Source organism: Paenibacillus sp. SN-8-1 (assembly GCF_050995535.1).
Classification (GTDB): Bacteria; Bacillota; Bacilli; order Paenibacillales; family Paenibacillaceae; genus Fontibacillus.
Genome location: NZ_CP194782.1, coordinates 3,744,971 through 3,763,064 on the forward strand (window position 1 = coordinate 3,744,971; position 18,094 = coordinate 3,763,064).

An 18,094-nucleotide genomic window follows, 5' to 3' on the forward strand; every position below is an offset into this window, starting at 1 on the left:
GTGTCTTCATGAGTCATTGCTGTCTATAAAGAACATATTAGGAACCCGAGTTAGACATAATCTGCTTAAGCTTCTCGGTCGCGCGTTTTTGGATCCGGGATACACTCATCTGGGACACTCCAAGCTTCTGTGCAATCGCACGTTGAGATTGACCATCCTGGAATGCCAGAAGCAGCACACTTTGCTCCTGTTCCTTCAATTGGCTAAGCGCCTGTTGAAGGTCCATTCTCTTCTCGACCGTATCAAAGTCATTCGCATCGGAGCTGATCAATTCTCCGAGAGTCGCAGTACTCTCATCCTGGGAGAGTGGTGAATCCAGGGAGACATAGTGATAGCATTCCCGGCCGGCCAGTACTTCAACCGTCTCCTCCACGGAGAGATCCAGAAATGAGGCAATCTCCTTCACGTCCGGAGACCGCTCTAGCTTCACGGTAAGCTCATCAATCGCTTGCTGAACCAAGGCCCCCTTCTCCTTAATTCGGCGCGGCACCTGGATATACCAGGATTTATCCCGCAGGAAATTCTTCATATGGCCAATCATACTCTTCATAGCGTATGGCTCAAAGGGAATCCCGAGATCAATGTCATACTGCTGTAGAAGTCGGATCAGAGCCATTTGCCCCACCTGATATAGATCCTCGTATAAGTCCGGACGGTTGCGGGCAATCTTGCCGGCAGCCATCTTCACCATAGGCTCATATTTCTTGATGAGCACGGTGGCAATTTCATTATCTTTGGTCTGCTGGTATTCCCAGATTAGACCGATTGCTTCATTCATCGACTCTGGGGGAGTCAGTCTATCCGTCATACCGTCTCCTCACTGCGAGCGAGATTACGGATGAGGACCACTTTTGTTCCTTTCCCTGCTTCGCTCACAACGCTTACGTCGTCCATAAGCGCCTGCATTAAATAGAAGCCGAGACCACCAATTTGGGCATCGTCAAGATTTTTATCATGAAGCGTTACCCGATCGTCTGTTTTGTCCCACGAATCAAAGCTCTCCCCTTCATCTTTGACCGTAATTGACAATGAATCCGGCTTGATTTCAAAAGTAACCTCGACCGTGCCATCCTCCTGCTTGTAAGCATAGAGGACGGAGTTATTACAGGCCTCAGAGACCGCAACCTTCATATCTTCAATATCCTCATAGGAGAAGCCCATTTTGGAAGCAATTCCATACAAATTCAATCTAACAATATCGACATAATCCGCTGTTGCCGGTAAATGTAATATAACTCTTTGAACTTCGTCTTTCATTCTAACTTCGATCCTTTCCTATTGGGGATTCTCCTGTGAGACAAAAAATTTAGCTATTCCGGTCATGTCGAACAACTTTTGAATTTGGGCCGGAACTTCCCGGACAAGAAACTGCGCACTCATGCCATGTCGTGCCTTCAGTATAGATAACAAAATACCAATTCCTGTGCTATCAATATATTTCAGATCTTTGAGGTTAATCACTAAATCAAGTTCCCCATCCCCAACAAGGGGTTCCATCACCTGTCTAAAGTCCGGAGCCACTGATAAATCCAGCTCTCCTCTTAAATACACCGTGCATGTGCCGTCTTGTACTTGGGTAGTAGCATTGAACTTATCATTCTTATTTGTATTCATAGACACTCTCTCCTGAAATATGTTTTCTTTTTTTAATTTTACAGCCAATTCTATATTCATTAACCCAAAAGTAAGCCTATGAAACAAAATGGAATGGCTTAAAGACTGGATATCTTTAGTACATTCCATAGATGTGACCTCTATTTAGCTGCCTTTAAGCTGTTCAAATCCGTCCACAGGAACACCGGTCTCCGTATATTTGTTCAAAATCTTCTTCAGACTGCTAAGCTTAACCGGCTTGCTGACGTAATCGACCATCCCCGCATCCAGACAGCGGCTTCGTGTCCCTTCCATTACATCAGCTGTCATGGCAATGATCACCGGAGAATGATCTGCCTCCGAATCCGCACAAATTCTTCGAGTAGCTTCTAATCCATCCATAACCGGCATCTGCAGATCCATGAAGATATAGTCATAGCCTCCAGGCATTTGCACCATCTTGATCGCCCGTTCTCCATTCTCGGCAACATCCGCCGTGTAGCCAAGCTTACGAAGCATGCTTAGCATTAGCTTTTGATTAATGGGATGATCGTCTACAATCAAGACACGCCTCGGAGCAAGTAATTGAACAAGGTCGCCCCGGTCCTCCAGACTTTCATTGCAATCATCCCCGGTATGGTCCTCATACTTCCCCACTTCCACAGTGAAAATGAAGGTCGCACCATTCTCTTCCATCGACTCTACACGGATCTCTCCGCCCATCATCTGAACCAGCGTACGACAGATCGCGAGTCCCAGTCCGGTTCCTCCGTACTTTCGGGTCATGGACGAATCAAGCTGGGAGAAAGGTTTAAACAGCTTATCAATCTTCTCTGCCGGAATACCGATACCCGTATCTTTTACCGTGAATTCGAGGGACATACGCTCAGCTTCTACATTTTTTGGCGTAACCACCAGATAAATCCCGCCATGGTCTGTAAATTTGATCGCATTTGAGATCAGATTGATCAAGATTTGACGCATACGCCCCTGATCCCCGTAGATCACTGGAGGAATCTGCTCGTCTATGAAGTAGACCAGCTCAAGATTTTTACGGCCTGCATCCACCGAGAACAGATTGAATACCTCCTGGATGCCGCTCTGCAGCTCGAATGGATTCTCTTCAAGCTCCATCTTGCCCGACTCCATCTTGGTGAAATCAAGAATATCATTGATTACCGTTACCAGAGCATCTGCACTCTTACGAATGATATCCGTATATTCTTTTTGCTCGTCCTTAAGCTCTGTCTCCATCAGAAGATCGATCATGCCAATGACCCCGTTCATTGGCGTACGGATCTCGTGACTCATCATGGCCAGGAATTCTGTTTTCGCTTTAGCTGCAATCTCTGCAGCCTCCTTCGCCTTGACCAATTCTTCATTAATCCGTTCCAGCTCCTGGGTCTTCTGGTGAAGCAGCATGGACTGAGTCTTATGCTTCTTGTTCGTCAGATACATACTGACAAAGCCTTCAATTTTGGATCTTAGAATCTGGGGAATAAACGGCTTCACCATATAATCGATAGCACCCGCTGAGTACCCTGCGAACAATTGGTCCGCTTCTTTGCTGTTGGCCGATATGAATATAATAGGGATATCCTTCGTCTTGTCACGGGCTTTGATAAGTTTGGCCGTCTCGATCCCATCCATACCCGGCATCTGAACGTCAAGCACGATCACAGCGAATTCATCCTTCAGCAAATGTCTAAGAGCCTCTTCCCCCGAGGTTGCTTTAACCAGATTGTACTGCTCACTATCGAGCACCGCCTCCAGAGCGAGCAAATTCTCGGGGCGGTCATCTACCAGCAATATGTGAATTGGTTCGTGATACCCCATGGAATCCTCCTCAAAAATGGTGACAAATTTATTTGATCTTCCGATAAATTTTCTCTGTCATGTCCATTGGTTCATAGCAGTCCGCGAAATCCGTAAAATGAATAGATTCTTTCGAGCCTAACACAAGTACACCAAAGTGATTCAAACTTTCATGAAACAATTTATGCACATGATTCCGAAGCTTGTCGTCAAAATAGATCATGACATTGCGGCAGAAGATCACGTTGAATTCATTAAAAGAACCATCGGTAGCCAGATTATGCTCCGCAAAAATCATGTTCTTCCTAAGAAACGGCTGGAAAATTACAGAGTCATATTTCGCTGTATAGTATTCTGAAAACGACCGGTTGCCCCCGGAAGCCAGATAATTTTTGGTGTAGAGCTGCATTTTCTGAATATTGAATATCCCTTCCTTCGCCTTGGCCAGGGAACGATCATTCATATCAGTTGCATAAATTCTTGATTTCTCATACAAGCCCTCTTCATGCAGCATGATGGCCATAGAGTACACTTCTTCTCCTGTCGAACATCCTGCATGCCAAATCCGGATGTAAGGATAGGTTCTAAGGATTGGAATGACTTTCTCTCGGAAAGTCTTAAATAGCTCAGGGTCCCTGAACATTTCTGTGACCGGAATGGACAAGTTATATACCAGTCTATCAAAACATGCACGGTCATGCAGCACCTTCTCCTGCAGGCTTGAGACCGTGTGCAAATTCTCAGCATGGACGGAGTGCCATATGCGCCGTCTGAGAGACGGCATTGCATAATTACGGAAATCATAACCGTAGAGCCGATGAATTCCCTCGAGCAGGAGTTCGATTTCAATCGTCTCCCGTTCATGGATATCTATTTCTAGAGGGGAGTGAATATCACCTTCTAATGAATGGTCTGGTGTCATGAATTTCATTCCCTGCCTTCTAATTCTTCTTGTCACACAACCTAAGTTACTTCTTATTACCCTTAAACCCGGCTCACGAATACAACCACACTCTCATTAATGATAAAAGCTGCTCCGTCTGAATAGGCTTCTTCATATAATCTGATGCCCCGGCCTCGATACATTTGAAGCGGTCATCCTTCATCGCCTTCGCGGTAAGGGCAATGATAGGAAGCTTCTCGAACTGCGGGATCTCCCGAATTCGGCGCATCGCTTCATAACCATCCATCTCCGGCATCATCATATCCATTAAGACAAGATCGAAGTCGCCATGCTGCTGCAGGAGCTCGATTGCCTCCCTGCCATTCTCGGCAAACACAACATCCATTTGATATCCTTCCAGCACACTGGATAGTGCGAATACGTTCCGGACATCATCATCGACCAGCAGAATTTTCTTACCTTCAAACAACTCTTCCTTGTTATGAAGCTTCCGCAGAATTTCACGCTTCTCCTCAGGGAGATTAGCCTCTACCCGGTGAAGGAACAAGGTGGTCTCATCTAGAAGACGCTCAGGCGACTTCACATCTTTGATAATAATAGACTCCGCATATTTTCTAAGCTCTGTCTCTTCCTTGCTGTCAAGCTCTTTCCCTGTATAAATGATGATCGGCAGATCATGGAGGTTCTCATCATCCCTGATCTGATCAAGCAGCGTGAAGCCGGTCATATCGGTCAGCATCAAATCAAGCACCATACAGTCGTAATGCTTGCTATGAAGCTCGCGAATAGCTTCCGCTCCTGACGATACGGCCGTAATGATGACATCATCATGGCCTACCAGTTCGATAATTGCTTGTCGTTGTACCTCATCATCTTCTACCACTAACAGATGTTTCAAACTCTTATCCATATAAGATTCTATATGCGAGAATGCTCGCTCAAGTCCTTCTCGTGAAGAAGGCTTCTGGAGATAAGCGATAGCCCCCATCTTCATTCCCTGCTTCACATCTTCCACAACCGAAATGACATGGACCGGAATATGGCGGGTATCCGGGTTGCTTTTCAGTTCTCCGAGAATGGACCACCCATCCATGACAGGCAGCTGGATATCAAGAATAATGGCATCCGGCAAATAAGTTCTTGCCAGCTTCAGCCCTTCATCGCCTTGGGATGTAGTTAAAGTCTTAAAACCATAAGTTTTCGCCATATCGATAAGTATCTTCGCAAAATTAATGTCATCCTCGATAATGAGCATAACCTTGTCCTGTGAGGTAATGCTATTTCGATCATCAGGCAAACTGATGCTGGCCTCTCTCTCCTCGCTTATGCTTGTGGAATCCTTTTCTTTAGAAGCTTGCTCCATCACTGACGAAGATGATGCCGCAGGAGTACGAGAATTCAAAATTGGCGTAATCCCATCCTTCGGAATATACAAGGTGAACTCGCTGCCTTCCCCTTCTTTTGTCTTCAAGGAAATTCCACCGCCGAGCAGAGAAGCCAAGCCGCGGCTGATAGACAGACCCAGACCCGTACCTCCAAACTTGCGGCTGGTGGTCCCATCCGCCTGCTGGAAGGCTTCAAAGATCAGATCAGTCTTGTCTTTCGGTATACCGATACCCGTATCTTTAATAGTTAAGGCCAGATATTCTTTATCGTGATCAAGATAGTATGGAAGCTGCGAAGCCTTAGCCTTGGCCACTTTAAAGCTTACTTCACCCTCGGCCGTAAATTTAAAAGCATTCGACAGCAAATTCCGAAGAATTTGCTTGACTCTATAACCATCTGTATTGATATTACCCGGAACATCTTCCTGAACTTCAGTCTGAAGCTGAAGGTTCTTCCTCAGCGCTACTTCTCTAAAGTTAGTCTCTACAAATCGTTCGAGTTCAGAAATGCTGACCGACTCTTCATTAATCTCCATCTTACCCGCATCTACTTTGGACAAGTCAAGAATCTCATCAATCATCTTAAGCAGGTCCGCGCCGGACATATAGATAGTCTGGGCGTACTCTTTCTGCTTGGTCGTCAAATTCTCTTCCTTATTCTCTGACAGAAGCTGGGATAGAATTAACAGACTGTTAAGCGGTGTCCGCAGCTCATGTGACATATTGGCAAGAAATTCAGACTTATACTTACTGGTAAGGGCAAGTTGACTGGCCTGCTGCTCCAGCTGGATCTTCGTCTTCTCGATTTCTTCGTTCTTCTCTTCAACTTCCTGAACCTGTTCCTGCAGGGCATGCGTCTTCGCAACCAGCTCTGTATTGAAATGCTCCAGCTCTTCCTGCTGACGCTGAAGCAGTTCCTCCGAGCGCTTCAGCGCCAGGGTCTGCTCTTCCAGATTCTCATTGGAGCGGCGAAGCTCCTCCTGCTGACTTTGCAGCTCTTCAGACTGACATTGAAGCTCCTCAGCAAGAGTCTGGGATTCCCGAAGCAGCTCTTCTACTCTTAACCGGCCGATAATATTATTAAGAATGATACCTAGACTTACGGACAGTTCCTTCAGGAGCTGCTTCTGCAGGTCGCTAAAATGAAGGAAGTTAGCCATTTCTATGACACCCAGAAGCTGATCTTCAAATAAAACAGGATAAATCATAACTTCAGCTGGCTCAGCTTCACCAAGCCCAGATCGAATAGAAAGATAGCTGTCCGGCAGCTTGGTGAGAGTCAGAGGTTCTTTCGAGAGAGCCACTTGACCGACAAGCCCTTCACCCAGCTTAAACGATTTGTTCGGACGTCCTGCCTCGTCCATAGCATAGGCAGCAGCCAGGTGGACCTCGTTCGGACCGTGTTCGTCACTTCGTGTATAAAGCGCACCATACCGTCCCCCAAGTATAGGTGTAAATTCATTAATGAACATTTGTGCCACTTGTTCAAGCGAATTTATACCCTGGAACAGCTCTGTAATTCGAGCCAAATTGGAATTGACCCAGGTCTGGTCCTTCTGCGCCTGCAGATATTTCCTCTCCAGCTCCTGTTTCTCCTCCAAATCCTCAGATAGCTCCTGAAATACCCGGGCGACATCCCCAATTTCATCCTTGTTGGTCACCTTTATACGCCTAACCGCCTTGAGCTTTCCATTACCGAAGCTGGTCATCATTTGTGACACGGTATTGAATCCTCTGGTGATGCTCGGTATGATCCACAGCATAACTCCAAGAGCGAGCAGCAGGCCAGCGGCCATAACGGTAACTGCAATTTGCACGGATTGCTCATAAGCGTCCTCGGCAGATTGGACTTCCTCTTCAATCCTCAAGTCTTGATACGTGCTCAGTGAGTTAATACTATTAACTATGTTATTCTGTAGATCAACACCGGTAGCGTTGCGGAAATTTAACGCGCGGGTCCTATCGTTTTGGTCGAATAAAGTAAACTGTTTGTCTAAATACAACTTGTACTGATCCCATGCATTGCTCACATTGGAAATTATAAGCTTCTCCTCAGCACTGGAACCCTTATTCTTCTTTAGGGCGGTCAAGCTTGCATCTGCCTTGCTTACAATTTTCATAATTTCAGGTTTGGCGTTATCTAAAGAGACGGAAGGATTAAGCAAAAGATCCGCCAGTCTCTTTGTCACTTCGTTAACCTGCCCGCGCATATCGCCCGAGCTCCGTACGTTCATATATCTCTGTTGATAGACTTGATCAATCTGCTTCTTCATGAAATCCATTCGGTCATAACCGATAAAAGTCAAGACCAGAAGAATTGCCATGATGGACCCGAAGCCGATCATCAGCTTACTCTTGATTCTCATTCTGGCCTTCCCCTTCTTTTAGTGATATCCAAACCAGACATTTATCGTCTTCGCGCTCCTGAGGCACGTTATCGTCAAAGAACATTTCCTGCATTCTCTCTATATCAAGCATGTGGCTGGCGGCCAGATTTCTGGCGAGGTAATCGATCTGCTCTTCCTGAGTGCCTTCGACAGCTTCAAGCAGCCCATCCGTGTACAGAACAATATGTCCTTTGCCGTTATACGTGATAGAACGGGTCTCTGCTTCGATTTTATCAAACAGGCCCACAGGGGGACACCCCGTCTCCAGCATATTCAGCGAGCCATCTTCCATATATAGAAGCCCAGGCGGATGACCGGCATTAACGTAATCAATGCGTTTGAATTTGGTATCGACAACCAGATAGATCGCTGTGAAGTAATACTGAACTAATTGGCTGTCAATATGAAGCTGGCTGAATCTTCGATTGAGCTCCTGAATGACCTTCTCCGGCTCAACATAAGTATTGACGGTATCTTTCAGGACAGAGGCGATGAACATGCAGAACAAGGATGATGAAATTCCATGCCCCATCATATCCAGCAAAATAATGCCATACCTGCCCTCACCTAGAGGATACCAGGCATATAAATCTCCGGCCAGCTCAAATGAAGGTTTATACAGGGCATTGACTTCGAAGAACGGATCATCAATAGGGGCGCTCAGCACCGCATTTTGCACAAGTCCTGCCAGCCTAAGCTCTTCCTGTAGGCGTTGATCGCGTTCCTTATGCCAATCTTTCTCCTGTTTCAATCTCAGAGCGAGCCGGATTCGGGCCATAAGTTCAACTTTATTAATTGGCTTGGTGACGTAATCGACAGCCCCTGCATCCAACGCCTCAGCCAATTTCTTGGAGTCACCTACTGCCGTAACCATAATAATGGGAATATCTCTAAGCTCCTCATACTGCTGAACAATACGACAAGCTTCTATACCATCCATTTCGGGCATCATCATATCAAGCAGAATCAAATCTATATCAGTAGTTGAGGTTACCGCTCCCTGTCCGGTATGATCGAGCCCCAGGCTCTGAAACATTTCGAACGCGGAAGATACAGCAACCGTATCCCGGTAATTTTCTTTTTTCAGTATTTCTCTAACGATGATAATATTTGTCGGATTATCATCCACAATTAAAATTTTCATATCGCTCTCCTTGCCTTGGTGAAGATTTGCGAAATGCTGCTGCTACATTAAGTTAAATAATGGAGCTTCGATCCATTTAACTATACCATTTTCTTCACATACAGCCCAAAAAAGTTATAGTTTCCTTCCAAGTTGAACACATATCCAGAAATATAGATAAGGAATGAGGGAAAATCCCCATTCCTTATCTATATAAGCGACAAAATTCTCTATGCTTCTATTCTTAATTAATTCCGGACAGCAATGACAAGCACCTTGCCCTGATCCAGTTCTTTCTCATAAAATTCAGCCTCGGTCTCGGTGAAGCCCAAGGATACTATCTTGGAGCGCAGCTCGTCGCCGCGGGAGCGGAATAAGTTCGCCAAGGAATGAAATATTCCTTCTTCCTTGATGCCGACCTCATGGGCGTCCGCCGCATCAATGATTCGGTCCGTGCGATCTTGATCATGGGCCAGTACATAAATGTTCTCAGCGTTATAACCTGTAGAGCCAAGCTCTCTGACCGTTTCAACCGCCTGAACTCCGTTTTGCACTACTTTTGCATAAGATTTAGTACTTTCTATACTCATGATAATCCCACACTCCTTTGCTTACTACAGTCCATTCATTATTGAATACCTACATAGCCATTAACCTAATTCATTGTCCGGTGAATCACCCTTACAGAAATCACCATTTAATCAAATGCTGAAGAATCAAACAGTTCGATTCCCTGTACATTTCCTGTGGGATCCCTGTAAATTTTTATGGCACTATATCCCCGGGTATATACCTCGCCGTCCTCGGCGACATAATCCGCAGGTCCAAAAGCGCGATTCAGAGAGGCTGATTGAAGTGCAATCCACTGCTTATTTACCTTCATCTCCTTAACATTAGCGCCCAAATGCACATAGTACACCTGGTCCTCAAACAACCCGACTGTGACATCCTTATAGTGATATTCCGTATAACCGGTGAGCTTATCGTGAGTTACCCTATCAGGCTTCCCTTTCTTACCGGTTACATCCTTCAACTGATCACTTAGTGAAATGTCATTCAGTGTATCGAACTCACCCACCCGTTCGGACCTCGTTCCAATATGCGAAGATGAAGCCTGCACTACTTGGGAAGCGTCCGACTGGATAGACAAATTCATTACCTTATCATGAGCTGTGGGCAGTGGCCCATTAAGGGGAGAAAGTAGTCCGATTAGCAGCAGCATTGCATTCAACATCAAGCTCACCCTTTCTTTGAACTGCCGGCCTTTCGATTAACGGCGAAATTTCTGCCAGGTTCCTGCGGCAAGATCAATCCATTTTACCCAGTTACCTGAGTTTTTCTTGGAATATGTGGCCTCATAGCTTTGCACCGTCTTCTCGGAAGGCGTCTGCAGCGCAGCTCTTGCGGCATCCTTGGTAGATACTCTGGCCTCCGGCGGTGTCTTGAATCTCTCAATTAAAGCGGTAGATACTTGCTTGGCGCTAAGCGTAACCTCGTTTAAGATTTCGCCAACATTTTTCACCGTTTCAATAACCGGATCAATTTGTTTCATTTTGTGCTGTACATCTTCTGTAATCCCGTTCGCATGTCTAAGTACCTCTTTTACCTCATACGTAAGTTCATCAATCGTCTTCTGGACTTCCTGAAGCGTTTGGGATGCTTTATCAAGAGAATTCTCCGCCGCCTTTAACGTTTTAATTAGGAAGATAACCAAGGCTACAAACGCTAAAGCAATTACGGCTACACTAAGCTGCCAAATAAGTGACATCGACATTACCTCTCTTTCTTTCCTCGTAAGCTGTGTTATCCCATAGTTACCCCGAGCCGTTTTGGACGAAACAAAGGAAAATGTTGTCTAGACTTATGGTAAGCGCAGTTGTTTCAATCCAAAAGAGCTCGGTTAAAAGTCAATACGAGGCGGGAACAACCCGCATCTAAGCGTTTTTGAAATTCCAGTCCGAAACGCTGGACTTTCAAAAGCGGCTTTACTAATCTTCTATGAAAGAAGGATGATCTTCATGTTAAAATGGTCAGTTATTTTTCTGGTCGTTGCCCTGATTGCAGGAATATTCGGATTCTTCAATTTGGTGGTGGCAGCAACAGCTTCTATAGCAAAAATATTGTTCTTCGTCTTCCTGGTTCTGTTCATTATCTCTCTCTTCACTGGACGTAAGGGACGTCGATCGCTTTAAATGGAGCAGATCGGGCATAGAGCAATATAAGTTGAACTATTGATTTACTCGTAAGGCAGCCGTGTGAAATGTTCTTAAGGGTCGCTGTTGTTCCCAGATTTCTTAATTGAATTATAGGGTAGAAATCCGGTCACAAAGGCGAACGCTTCGCTTCTCCAGAATCATTTCACACTCTTGCCTAAGGTAATTCTTAAATTTAACTTATACAGCATAAAAATAATGCAAAAAGGCGGTAATAACTAAGTGCCCAGAGGACCTTAGTCATTACCGCCTTTTGATCTGTTAACATCCTTAGCCTGTAAGTTACAACAACCTCATGATTTCCAGCCAGTTCAAGCTCAGCCTCGCTTCAATGGAATCCTCGTGAAAGATCATATCCTTAACCTTGATCATCTCGGGCAGCTCCTTGCCCGGTGGCACACTCACCTGCTTAAGTCCAAGCTGCTCGGGGGTTAAGGTAATCCCCCTAATCTGCACAGAGACCGGAGTCATCACAACGAGCCCTCCTGAGAAATCCATATTATAAGTTGCCTTCGCTCCGAAGGGAATAATTCCCCACTTTCCGTTAATATCCGCTTCAACCCGGTTACCATGCTGCTTAAACTCCGCACCTGTAACATCAACCGGAAGTTCTCCCTGGGCTAAATATTTGACCAGCTTCTGCTTGGCCATTCTATTGAATTCCTCAGCGTTAATCTGGATCACCGGTTCACGGGTCTCGATCATCTCTGTAATCTTCGCTTTCCAATCAAGTTCCGTGTAGTTGAGATCCAAATCCTTAGTCGGACGGATGTATAGAATAACCGCTATAACTGCCACAATAATCAAGATGAACGGGGTTAAGAACAACCACTTTTTCCTCATACTCTCCACTCTTTCTCTAATTAATCTTGTACATTCCGTTAACAAAAATCTTTTAGCCCTAAAAAATAGTTACCATAATTTGATTCTTAAGTCGCTTGGCTGGTTATTTAAAATATACAAAGCAACACCAAACATATCCTAGGGAGGAAATACAATGAAAAAACTAGCAGCAATCACAGCAACACTGGCTTTATCCGCGGCTTTCGCAACTGCAGCATCTGCAGACACAGCTCCAGTGACCACAACAAATTCTACAGGAACGTCGACAACTACGTCCACGCCTGTAGTTACTTCAACTACAGTAAGCTCTCCTATCATCGTACCTGATCTTATTGTAGCCAACCCTCCAAAGAAATGGGAAATCTTGAAAGTAACTACATTCTATAAAGACCCTAACGGCAAGGCATGGGGTAAGCTTGACCCGCAGGTGCTTGAGCCAACCGGTCAAATTATCGGAGATTGGGTGGAAATCTACACTTGGCTTGGTAAAGGTTGGGTATTTGCGCCGGAATATACTAAATAATATAACATAAAGTAAAGATCAACCAAACACAGCCTCCCGGTGATTACATAAATTGAAACCAACCGGCCGGCTCCCATAAAATAACGCCCTGCTCTGGCGAGAGACTGGATCTCTCTGCGGGAGTAGGGCGTTTTGTATGAAATACGAATGTAATCTATAATGTGAAATTCTATATTCAATTAAGAAATCTGGGCAGAGCAGCGACCCTTAAGAACAATTCACACGGGCCGAACTATTGAAGCACACTTCCCCCAAATAAGAACCGCTTGGCCCACGAGCCGGTTAATGTATCTATACGTACGCCTCCCGAGCTGACCGAATAGGTCTGGATCATTTGGCCATTGCCGAGGTATACTCCCACATGGTTGATCCGTTCGGCAGCCTTATTAATTCCCTGGTACGCAGTATCCGAGGAACCCTTATAGCTCATGAAGAAGATCAGATCGCCCGGGCGCAGCTCATTCATATTATACACAGCTTTACTGTTAGTCTTAATCCACTCGCCCTGCGCTCTTGAATCCGCCGGCAGGATGATATTCAGAGCTTCCCGGTAGATCTGCCTTGAGAAGTCCGAGCAATCGAAGGTGTCCGTCGTATTTCGGTCCGAACCAAATTCATAAGGTGTACCGAGGTATTTCTTGGCCGTCTGGAACAGAAGCTCCAGCTTGCGATCCCGCTCTAACTGAGCATCCGATTGCTGAGTATTCCCCGATTTGACCACTGTATCGGAGTTCAGCTTTATGTATTTCTCCGATTTACTGACGTAACCTGCCTGACCGCTAGATGTGAGCACTTTATAGAAGTAAGGATTATCCTTCGCGGTGATGCTGACGGTCTCTCCAGCTTTCAGCATTTTGATGATACGGGCAGAGGTTGAAGGGCTAACCCGAAGGTTCACGCCATATTGAACGGTTCCACTAAGTCCGGCCTTTTGAACAGAAGCCGCTGCCTGCACGTGAGATGAAGCAAGTATACCTGCATTACCTAATAAAAGAGTGGTGATAAGTCCAATCGCTAAGCTCTTCTTCATGTTGAATCCTCCCTGGGACTGTTCTGAGTTGTATGTCTGAAATGGTACTTGTCCCATTTTATCGGTATTCTGGAGTGGACTCAATATATGTCTATTTGCACAAAATTCGGAATAATGCTAACTACCTAACTTCACACGAGAACAGGCCTTAATACCTATACAACAAAGAAGCTATTCCCTGGTCAAATGACCCTGAAATAGCTGCAAGCTCGTCACACCTCTTATCATTCCTATTCGCTTAAGCTTTGCCAGCTCCAGCTGGATGCCCTTCGGGCTGAGCACCCTCCTGCCTTGGCTCCACATGAACATGAACATTCATGACATTGTGGCGCTCTACCATCCGCGCTTCTATGAGATCGCTGATCTCATGACTTTCCGTTACGCTAAGTGCGGGGTCCACCTCAATAACCACATCAACAAGCACGTGATTCCCATGTACTCGCGCCTTCACATCCTTAATACCTTCCACACCCGGGATACGGGCAATCGAGCTTCGCAGATCCTGCAGCTCATTCTCATCGAAGCCATCGGTAAGCCTATAAGTAGCATCCTTGAAAATATCCCAAGCTGTCTTACAGATAAGCAGGCCTACGGCAATAGCCGCCACGGTATCAAGCCAAGGGAGACCAAACTGAGCCCCGAAAATGCCTATGGCTGCACCGATACTTACAAATGCATCAGACAAGCTGTCTTTGGCCGTTGCCATCAGCGCCTGATTATTAATTTTCTTGGCCAATCTTCGGTTATATACATAGACGCCGAACATGCCGGCCGCGCTCACAAGTGCGATGACCGCTGACAAGGGATCCGGGGCGGCCTTTCTTCCTTCAAACAGTCCTCTGCCCGCTTCAATCAACACCTGAATCCCTACCGTGGCCATAATGAAGGAAGCCAGCAGCACAGCTACCGTCTCTGCCCTGAAATGTCCATAGGCATGGTCCGAATCAGGCGGTTTCCTGGAGATACGCAGCCCGATAAGAATGGCCGTCGATGCAATAATATCGGTGACATTGTTGAACCCATCCGCCAGCAGGGCGCTGGAATGAAATAAATAACCACTAATCAGCTTAAGCGCCGACAGCAGCAGGTATGCGGCAATACTGATCATTGCGCCGCGTTCTCCTTGCCTTATTTCTTTGTATGTATCCACTCCAAATGTCACCTCCGCGCTAGCAAAAATCAATATAACCATTATTCCCGTTGTCCGATGTTTTAAAAACGTTTAAAATGAGATCAGCGCTCCCATCACGCAAAGGAGATGATAACAATGACTGAAGAGAATAAAGAGCCCAAAAAAATCGACCTTGCAGAAGCCATGCGGCTGAAATTACAGCAAAAAAAGCAAAATCAGGCTTCCAATAAACAAGGCCAAAGCAACATTCATTCCACCAAAACACTTAAAAGCCAAAACACAAAAAAACCGAACAACCAGCGCCGCCGCACTGGCGGGTCATAGGAGCTTTTAAACAAAATGCTGTCCCTTAAACCAAGGGACAGCATTTTTTATACTTATGAATTCAAAGTTCCTGCCGGATACATCTCTTTGCGGAGCTGCTGAATTTCCTCATTCTCCAGATACTCATCATAGGACATTTGGCGATCAATAATACCATTAGGAGTAATCTCGATAATCCGATTGGCAATCGTCTGAATGAACTGATGGTCATGGGAGTCGAACAGAATAGTTCCGTCGAAATCAATCAGACCGTTATTAAGAGCTGTAATAGATTCTAGGTCCAAGTGGTTCGTAGGCTCATCGAAGATCAGTACGTTCGCACCGTTGAGCATCATCTTAGCCAGCATACAGCGCACTTTCTCTCCCCCGGATAGTACACTTGCTTTCTTCAAGGCTTCCTCACCAGCGAACAGCATACGTCCAAGGAATCCGCGCAGGAAAGTCTCATCCTGATCATTCGAATATTGGCGCAGCCATTCCACAAGGTTCAGATCAACCCCGTCAAAGTAAGCCGAGTTATCCTTAGGGAAATATGCCTGGGAAGTTGTTACGCCCCAGTTATACTCACCTGCATCCGCCTCGGTCTCGCCCATAATCACTTGGTACAATGTTGTCTTCGCAAGTCCATCTGGGCCCACGAATGCAATCTTGTCACCTTTGTTCACCACAAAGCTGATGTTATTTAGCACCGTTTCGCCTTCAATCGTCTTGGTGAGGCTGTCAACTGTCAGAAGCTGCTTACCTGCTTCACGTTCGGCTTTGAAGTGAAGGAACGGATACTTCCGGTTAGAAGGACGGATATCATCCAGAGTAATCTTGTCGAGCTGCTTCTTACGGGAAGTTGCCTGCTTCGACTTCGAGGCGTTAGCCGAGAACCGCTGAATGAACGCTTGCAGTTCCTTGATCTTCTCTTCCTTCTTCTTGTTGGCATCACGGGTCAGCTTAAGAGCAAGCTGGCTGGACTCGTACCAGAAATCGTAGTTACCCACATACAGCTGGATTTTACCGAAATCGATATCCGCAATATGAGTACATACCTTGTTCAGGAAGTGACGGTCATGGGATACCACGATAACAGTACCTTCATAATCAAGCAGGAAGTTCTCCAGCCAGCCGATGGAATCAATGTCCAAGTGGTTGGTAGGCTCATCGAGCAGCAGGTTATTCGGAGTACCGAACAACGCTTGAGCAAGCAGGACACGTACTTTCTCGTTACCGCTGAGCTCGCTCATCTTCTTGTCATGCAGATCTTTCTCGATCCCGAGACCAATCAAGAGTGAAGCCGCATCGGACTCTGCATTCCAGCCGTCCATCTCCGCAAATTCGCCTTCCAGCTCACCTGCGCGAAGACCATCTTCTTCGGAGAAATCCGCTTTGGCATACAGCGCATCCTTCTCCTTCATGATGCTGTACAGACGGGCATGACCCATAATCACCGTCTCAAGAACCGGATATTCATCGTATTCATAATGGTTCTGCTTCAGAACCGCCATACGCTCGCCCGGAGTCATATGAACCTCACCTGTGTTAGGCTCTATTTCTCCAGACAGAATCTTCAGGAACGTGGATTTGCCGGCGCCGTTCGCACCGATCAGTCCGTAGCAGTTCCCTGGTGTGAACTTTATATTTACATCTTCGAAAAGTGCTCGTTTTCCATAACGGAGCGTTACACCATTTGTACTGATCATTAATCATTACCATCCTTTACATCTATTATCACGAATCTAAGATGGAATGAACTAAAGAGGCAATTCATCACTCAGTCTTTAGTTCATTCCATCTAGCTCATCATTATAGCATAGAAATCCCCTTGGCAGGGAACTAACCTTGGCGGGATGATGTATCGGATGGTTTAAGCTTCGGATAGCGGAGGGTCTCCCCATAGAGCAGCACACGAATCGCCTCTTCCGGGATGCCCCGCTTCTTGCGTTCGGCTTCCATTCGATCCAGCGCTTCACGTGCCGTATCATCGGCCAGCTTGAAGGTACCGTAATGCATCGGAACCATCGTCTTGGCCTTCACATCCAGGAAAGCCTGAATGGCCTCTTCGGGATTCACGTGCTGGGAGGTCATGAACCACTCGGGTTCATAGGCCCCTATCGGCATGAGTGCAACATCAATGTTGTACCGCTCCCCAATGTCCTTAAATCCTTTGAAATAACCGCTGTCTCCCGCAAAATAAATAACAGGATCCCCAAGTCCCTTCTGGTCCGGAGGATCAATCTCCATAACAAAGCCACCCCAATGGGAGGTGTTCGTATCGAAAGGCGTCCTGCGCGTCCAGTGCTGGGTCGGAACGAAGGAGAATTTGACGTTCTTCACCGTCAGGTCCTCCCACCACTTCAGCTCCTCACAGCGGCTAAAGCCTTTGCGCTCCATCTTTCGCTTCAGTCCCACAGGTACCAGGACGGTCGTGTGCTCCCCGTATAACCGGCGGATCGATGAGACATGCATATGATCATAATGAGAGTGAGAGATCAGAATGACATCCACCTCGGGAATTTCTTCAATCGGAATCCCTGGAGATCCAAGCCGCCGCTGAAAAGCCATTCTCGGGGCCCATACCGGGTCAGTCACAATGTTGAGTCCATGATACTGAATCAAGAAAGTCGAATGCCCGATCCAGGTGATCGTGGTGTCTTCCCGGTTGTTCTTCAAATATTCAATCTCCGGTTCGGAGTTAGGTATAACATAAGAATAATCCTTCTTCTTCTTGCGACGCTCTTCGCGCCATTGGCTGAACTGTTTGAGTGTTTTGTCTGTACTCACATTATCGATATTGTTAAAGCGGTGTCTGGGCATGAAGAGGGCTCCTCCCTTCC

General features: G+C 46.2%; 18 protein-coding genes. 3 read left to right on the plus strand and 15 right to left on the minus strand.

Translation table 11 applies throughout. From position 1 onward, the window contains the following. Positions 1–37: 37 nt before the first annotated feature. The 10 genes from ACRRNK_RS18400 to ACRRNK_RS18445 form a co-directional block, all read right to left on the minus strand. Positions 38–808 carry a sigma-70 family RNA polymerase sigma factor gene (locus ACRRNK_RS18400; protein WP_433944097.1) on the minus strand — a complete coding sequence of 257 codons (771 nt, stop codon included), beginning with the start codon at positions 806–808 and terminating at the stop codon, positions 38–40. Beyond that, entirely contained in the window at positions 805–1,257 is a 453-nt protein-coding gene (rsbW, locus tag ACRRNK_RS18405; protein ID WP_433944098.1) for an anti-sigma B factor RsbW, read from the minus strand. The genes ACRRNK_RS18400 and rsbW overlap by 4 nt, the downstream gene beginning before the upstream one ends. An 18-nt stretch (positions 1,258–1,275) precedes the next feature. Further along, complete coding sequence (locus ACRRNK_RS18410) at positions 1,276–1,614, minus strand: STAS domain-containing protein (protein ID WP_433944099.1); 339 nt, start codon at positions 1,612–1,614, stop codon at positions 1,276–1,278. A 144-nt stretch (positions 1,615–1,758) separates the two neighbouring features. Beyond that, entirely contained in the window at positions 1,759–3,429 is a 1,671-nt protein-coding gene (locus ACRRNK_RS18415; protein ID WP_433944100.1) for a response regulator, read from the minus strand. 28 nt (positions 3,430–3,457) lie between these two features. Next, complete coding sequence (locus ACRRNK_RS18420) at positions 3,458–4,330, minus strand: CheR family methyltransferase (protein ID WP_433946946.1); 873 nt, start codon at positions 4,328–4,330, stop codon at positions 3,458–3,460. Between the two features lie 73 nt (positions 4,331–4,403). Next, a complete protein-coding gene (locus ACRRNK_RS18425) occupies positions 4,404–8,063 on the minus strand; it encodes a response regulator (protein ID WP_433944101.1) in 3,660 nt (1,219 codons plus the stop codon). Continuing rightward, positions 8,047–9,228: a PP2C family protein-serine/threonine phosphatase gene (locus ACRRNK_RS18430; RefSeq protein ID WP_433944102.1), complete on the minus strand. Its 1,182-nt coding sequence runs from the start codon at positions 9,226–9,228 to the stop codon at positions 8,047–8,049. The genes ACRRNK_RS18425 and ACRRNK_RS18430 overlap by 17 nt, the downstream gene beginning before the upstream one ends. 227 nt (positions 9,229–9,455) lie before the next feature. Further along, the gene (locus tag ACRRNK_RS18435) at positions 9,456–9,797 is read right to left on the minus strand and encodes a general stress protein (protein WP_433944103.1); all 342 of its coding nucleotides are present in this window, start codon (positions 9,795–9,797) and stop codon (positions 9,456–9,458) included. 107 nt (positions 9,798–9,904) lie between these two features. Continuing rightward, the gene (locus ACRRNK_RS18440; protein ID WP_433944104.1) at positions 9,905–10,441 is read right to left on the minus strand and encodes a hypothetical protein; all 537 of its coding nucleotides are present in this window, start codon (positions 10,439–10,441) and stop codon (positions 9,905–9,907) included. Positions 10,442–10,477: 36 nt separating this feature from the next. After that, a complete protein-coding gene (locus tag ACRRNK_RS18445) occupies positions 10,478–10,975 on the minus strand; it encodes a DUF948 domain-containing protein (protein ID WP_433944105.1) in 498 nt (165 codons plus the stop codon). 250 nt (positions 10,976–11,225) lie between these two features. Between ACRRNK_RS18445 and ACRRNK_RS18450 the strand changes: the two genes are divergently transcribed. Next, entirely contained in the window at positions 11,226–11,399 is a 174-nt protein-coding gene (locus ACRRNK_RS18450) for a DUF1328 domain-containing protein (RefSeq protein ID WP_433944106.1), read from the plus strand. Positions 11,400–11,702: 303 nt separating this feature from the next. Here the strand turns inward: ACRRNK_RS18450 and ACRRNK_RS18455 are convergent, their stop codons facing one another. Continuing rightward, complete coding sequence (locus ACRRNK_RS18455; RefSeq protein WP_433944107.1) at positions 11,703–12,263, minus strand: hypothetical protein; 561 nt, start codon at positions 12,261–12,263, stop codon at positions 11,703–11,705. Positions 12,264–12,417: 154 nt separating this feature from the next. Between ACRRNK_RS18455 and ACRRNK_RS18460 the strand changes: the two genes are divergently transcribed. After that, a complete protein-coding gene (locus ACRRNK_RS18460) occupies positions 12,418–12,786 on the plus strand; it encodes a hypothetical protein (protein ID WP_433944108.1) in 369 nt (122 codons plus the stop codon). A gap of 232 nt (positions 12,787–13,018) precedes the next feature. Here the strand turns inward: ACRRNK_RS18460 and ACRRNK_RS18465 are convergent, their stop codons facing one another. Then, positions 13,019–13,816, minus strand: a complete 798-nt coding sequence (locus ACRRNK_RS18465) for a C40 family peptidase (RefSeq protein WP_433944109.1) — start codon at positions 13,814–13,816, stop codon at positions 13,019–13,021. A gap of 238 nt (positions 13,817–14,054) precedes the next feature. Beyond that, positions 14,055–15,008 (minus strand): cation diffusion facilitator family transporter, encoded by a 954-nt coding sequence (locus tag ACRRNK_RS18470; RefSeq protein WP_433944110.1) that lies wholly within the window; start codon positions 15,006–15,008, stop codon positions 14,055–14,057. 75 nt (positions 15,009–15,083) lie between these two features. Between ACRRNK_RS18470 and ACRRNK_RS18475 the strand changes: the two genes are divergently transcribed. Beyond that, positions 15,084–15,272: a hypothetical protein gene (locus tag ACRRNK_RS18475; protein WP_433944111.1), complete on the plus strand. Its 189-nt coding sequence runs from the start codon at positions 15,084–15,086 to the stop codon at positions 15,270–15,272. A 53-nt stretch (positions 15,273–15,325) separates the two neighbouring features. Here ACRRNK_RS18475 and ACRRNK_RS18480 read toward each other — a convergent pair whose 3' ends face one another. Beyond that, entirely contained in the window at positions 15,326–16,960 is a 1,635-nt protein-coding gene (locus ACRRNK_RS18480; protein ID WP_433944112.1) for an ABC-F family ATP-binding cassette domain-containing protein, read from the minus strand. Positions 16,961–17,093: 133 nt separating this feature from the next. Further along, positions 17,094–18,074 carry an MBL fold metallo-hydrolase gene (locus ACRRNK_RS18485; RefSeq protein WP_433944113.1) on the minus strand — a complete coding sequence of 327 codons (981 nt, stop codon included), beginning with the start codon at positions 18,072–18,074 and terminating at the stop codon, positions 17,094–17,096. Positions 18,075–18,094: the final 20 nt, after the last annotated feature.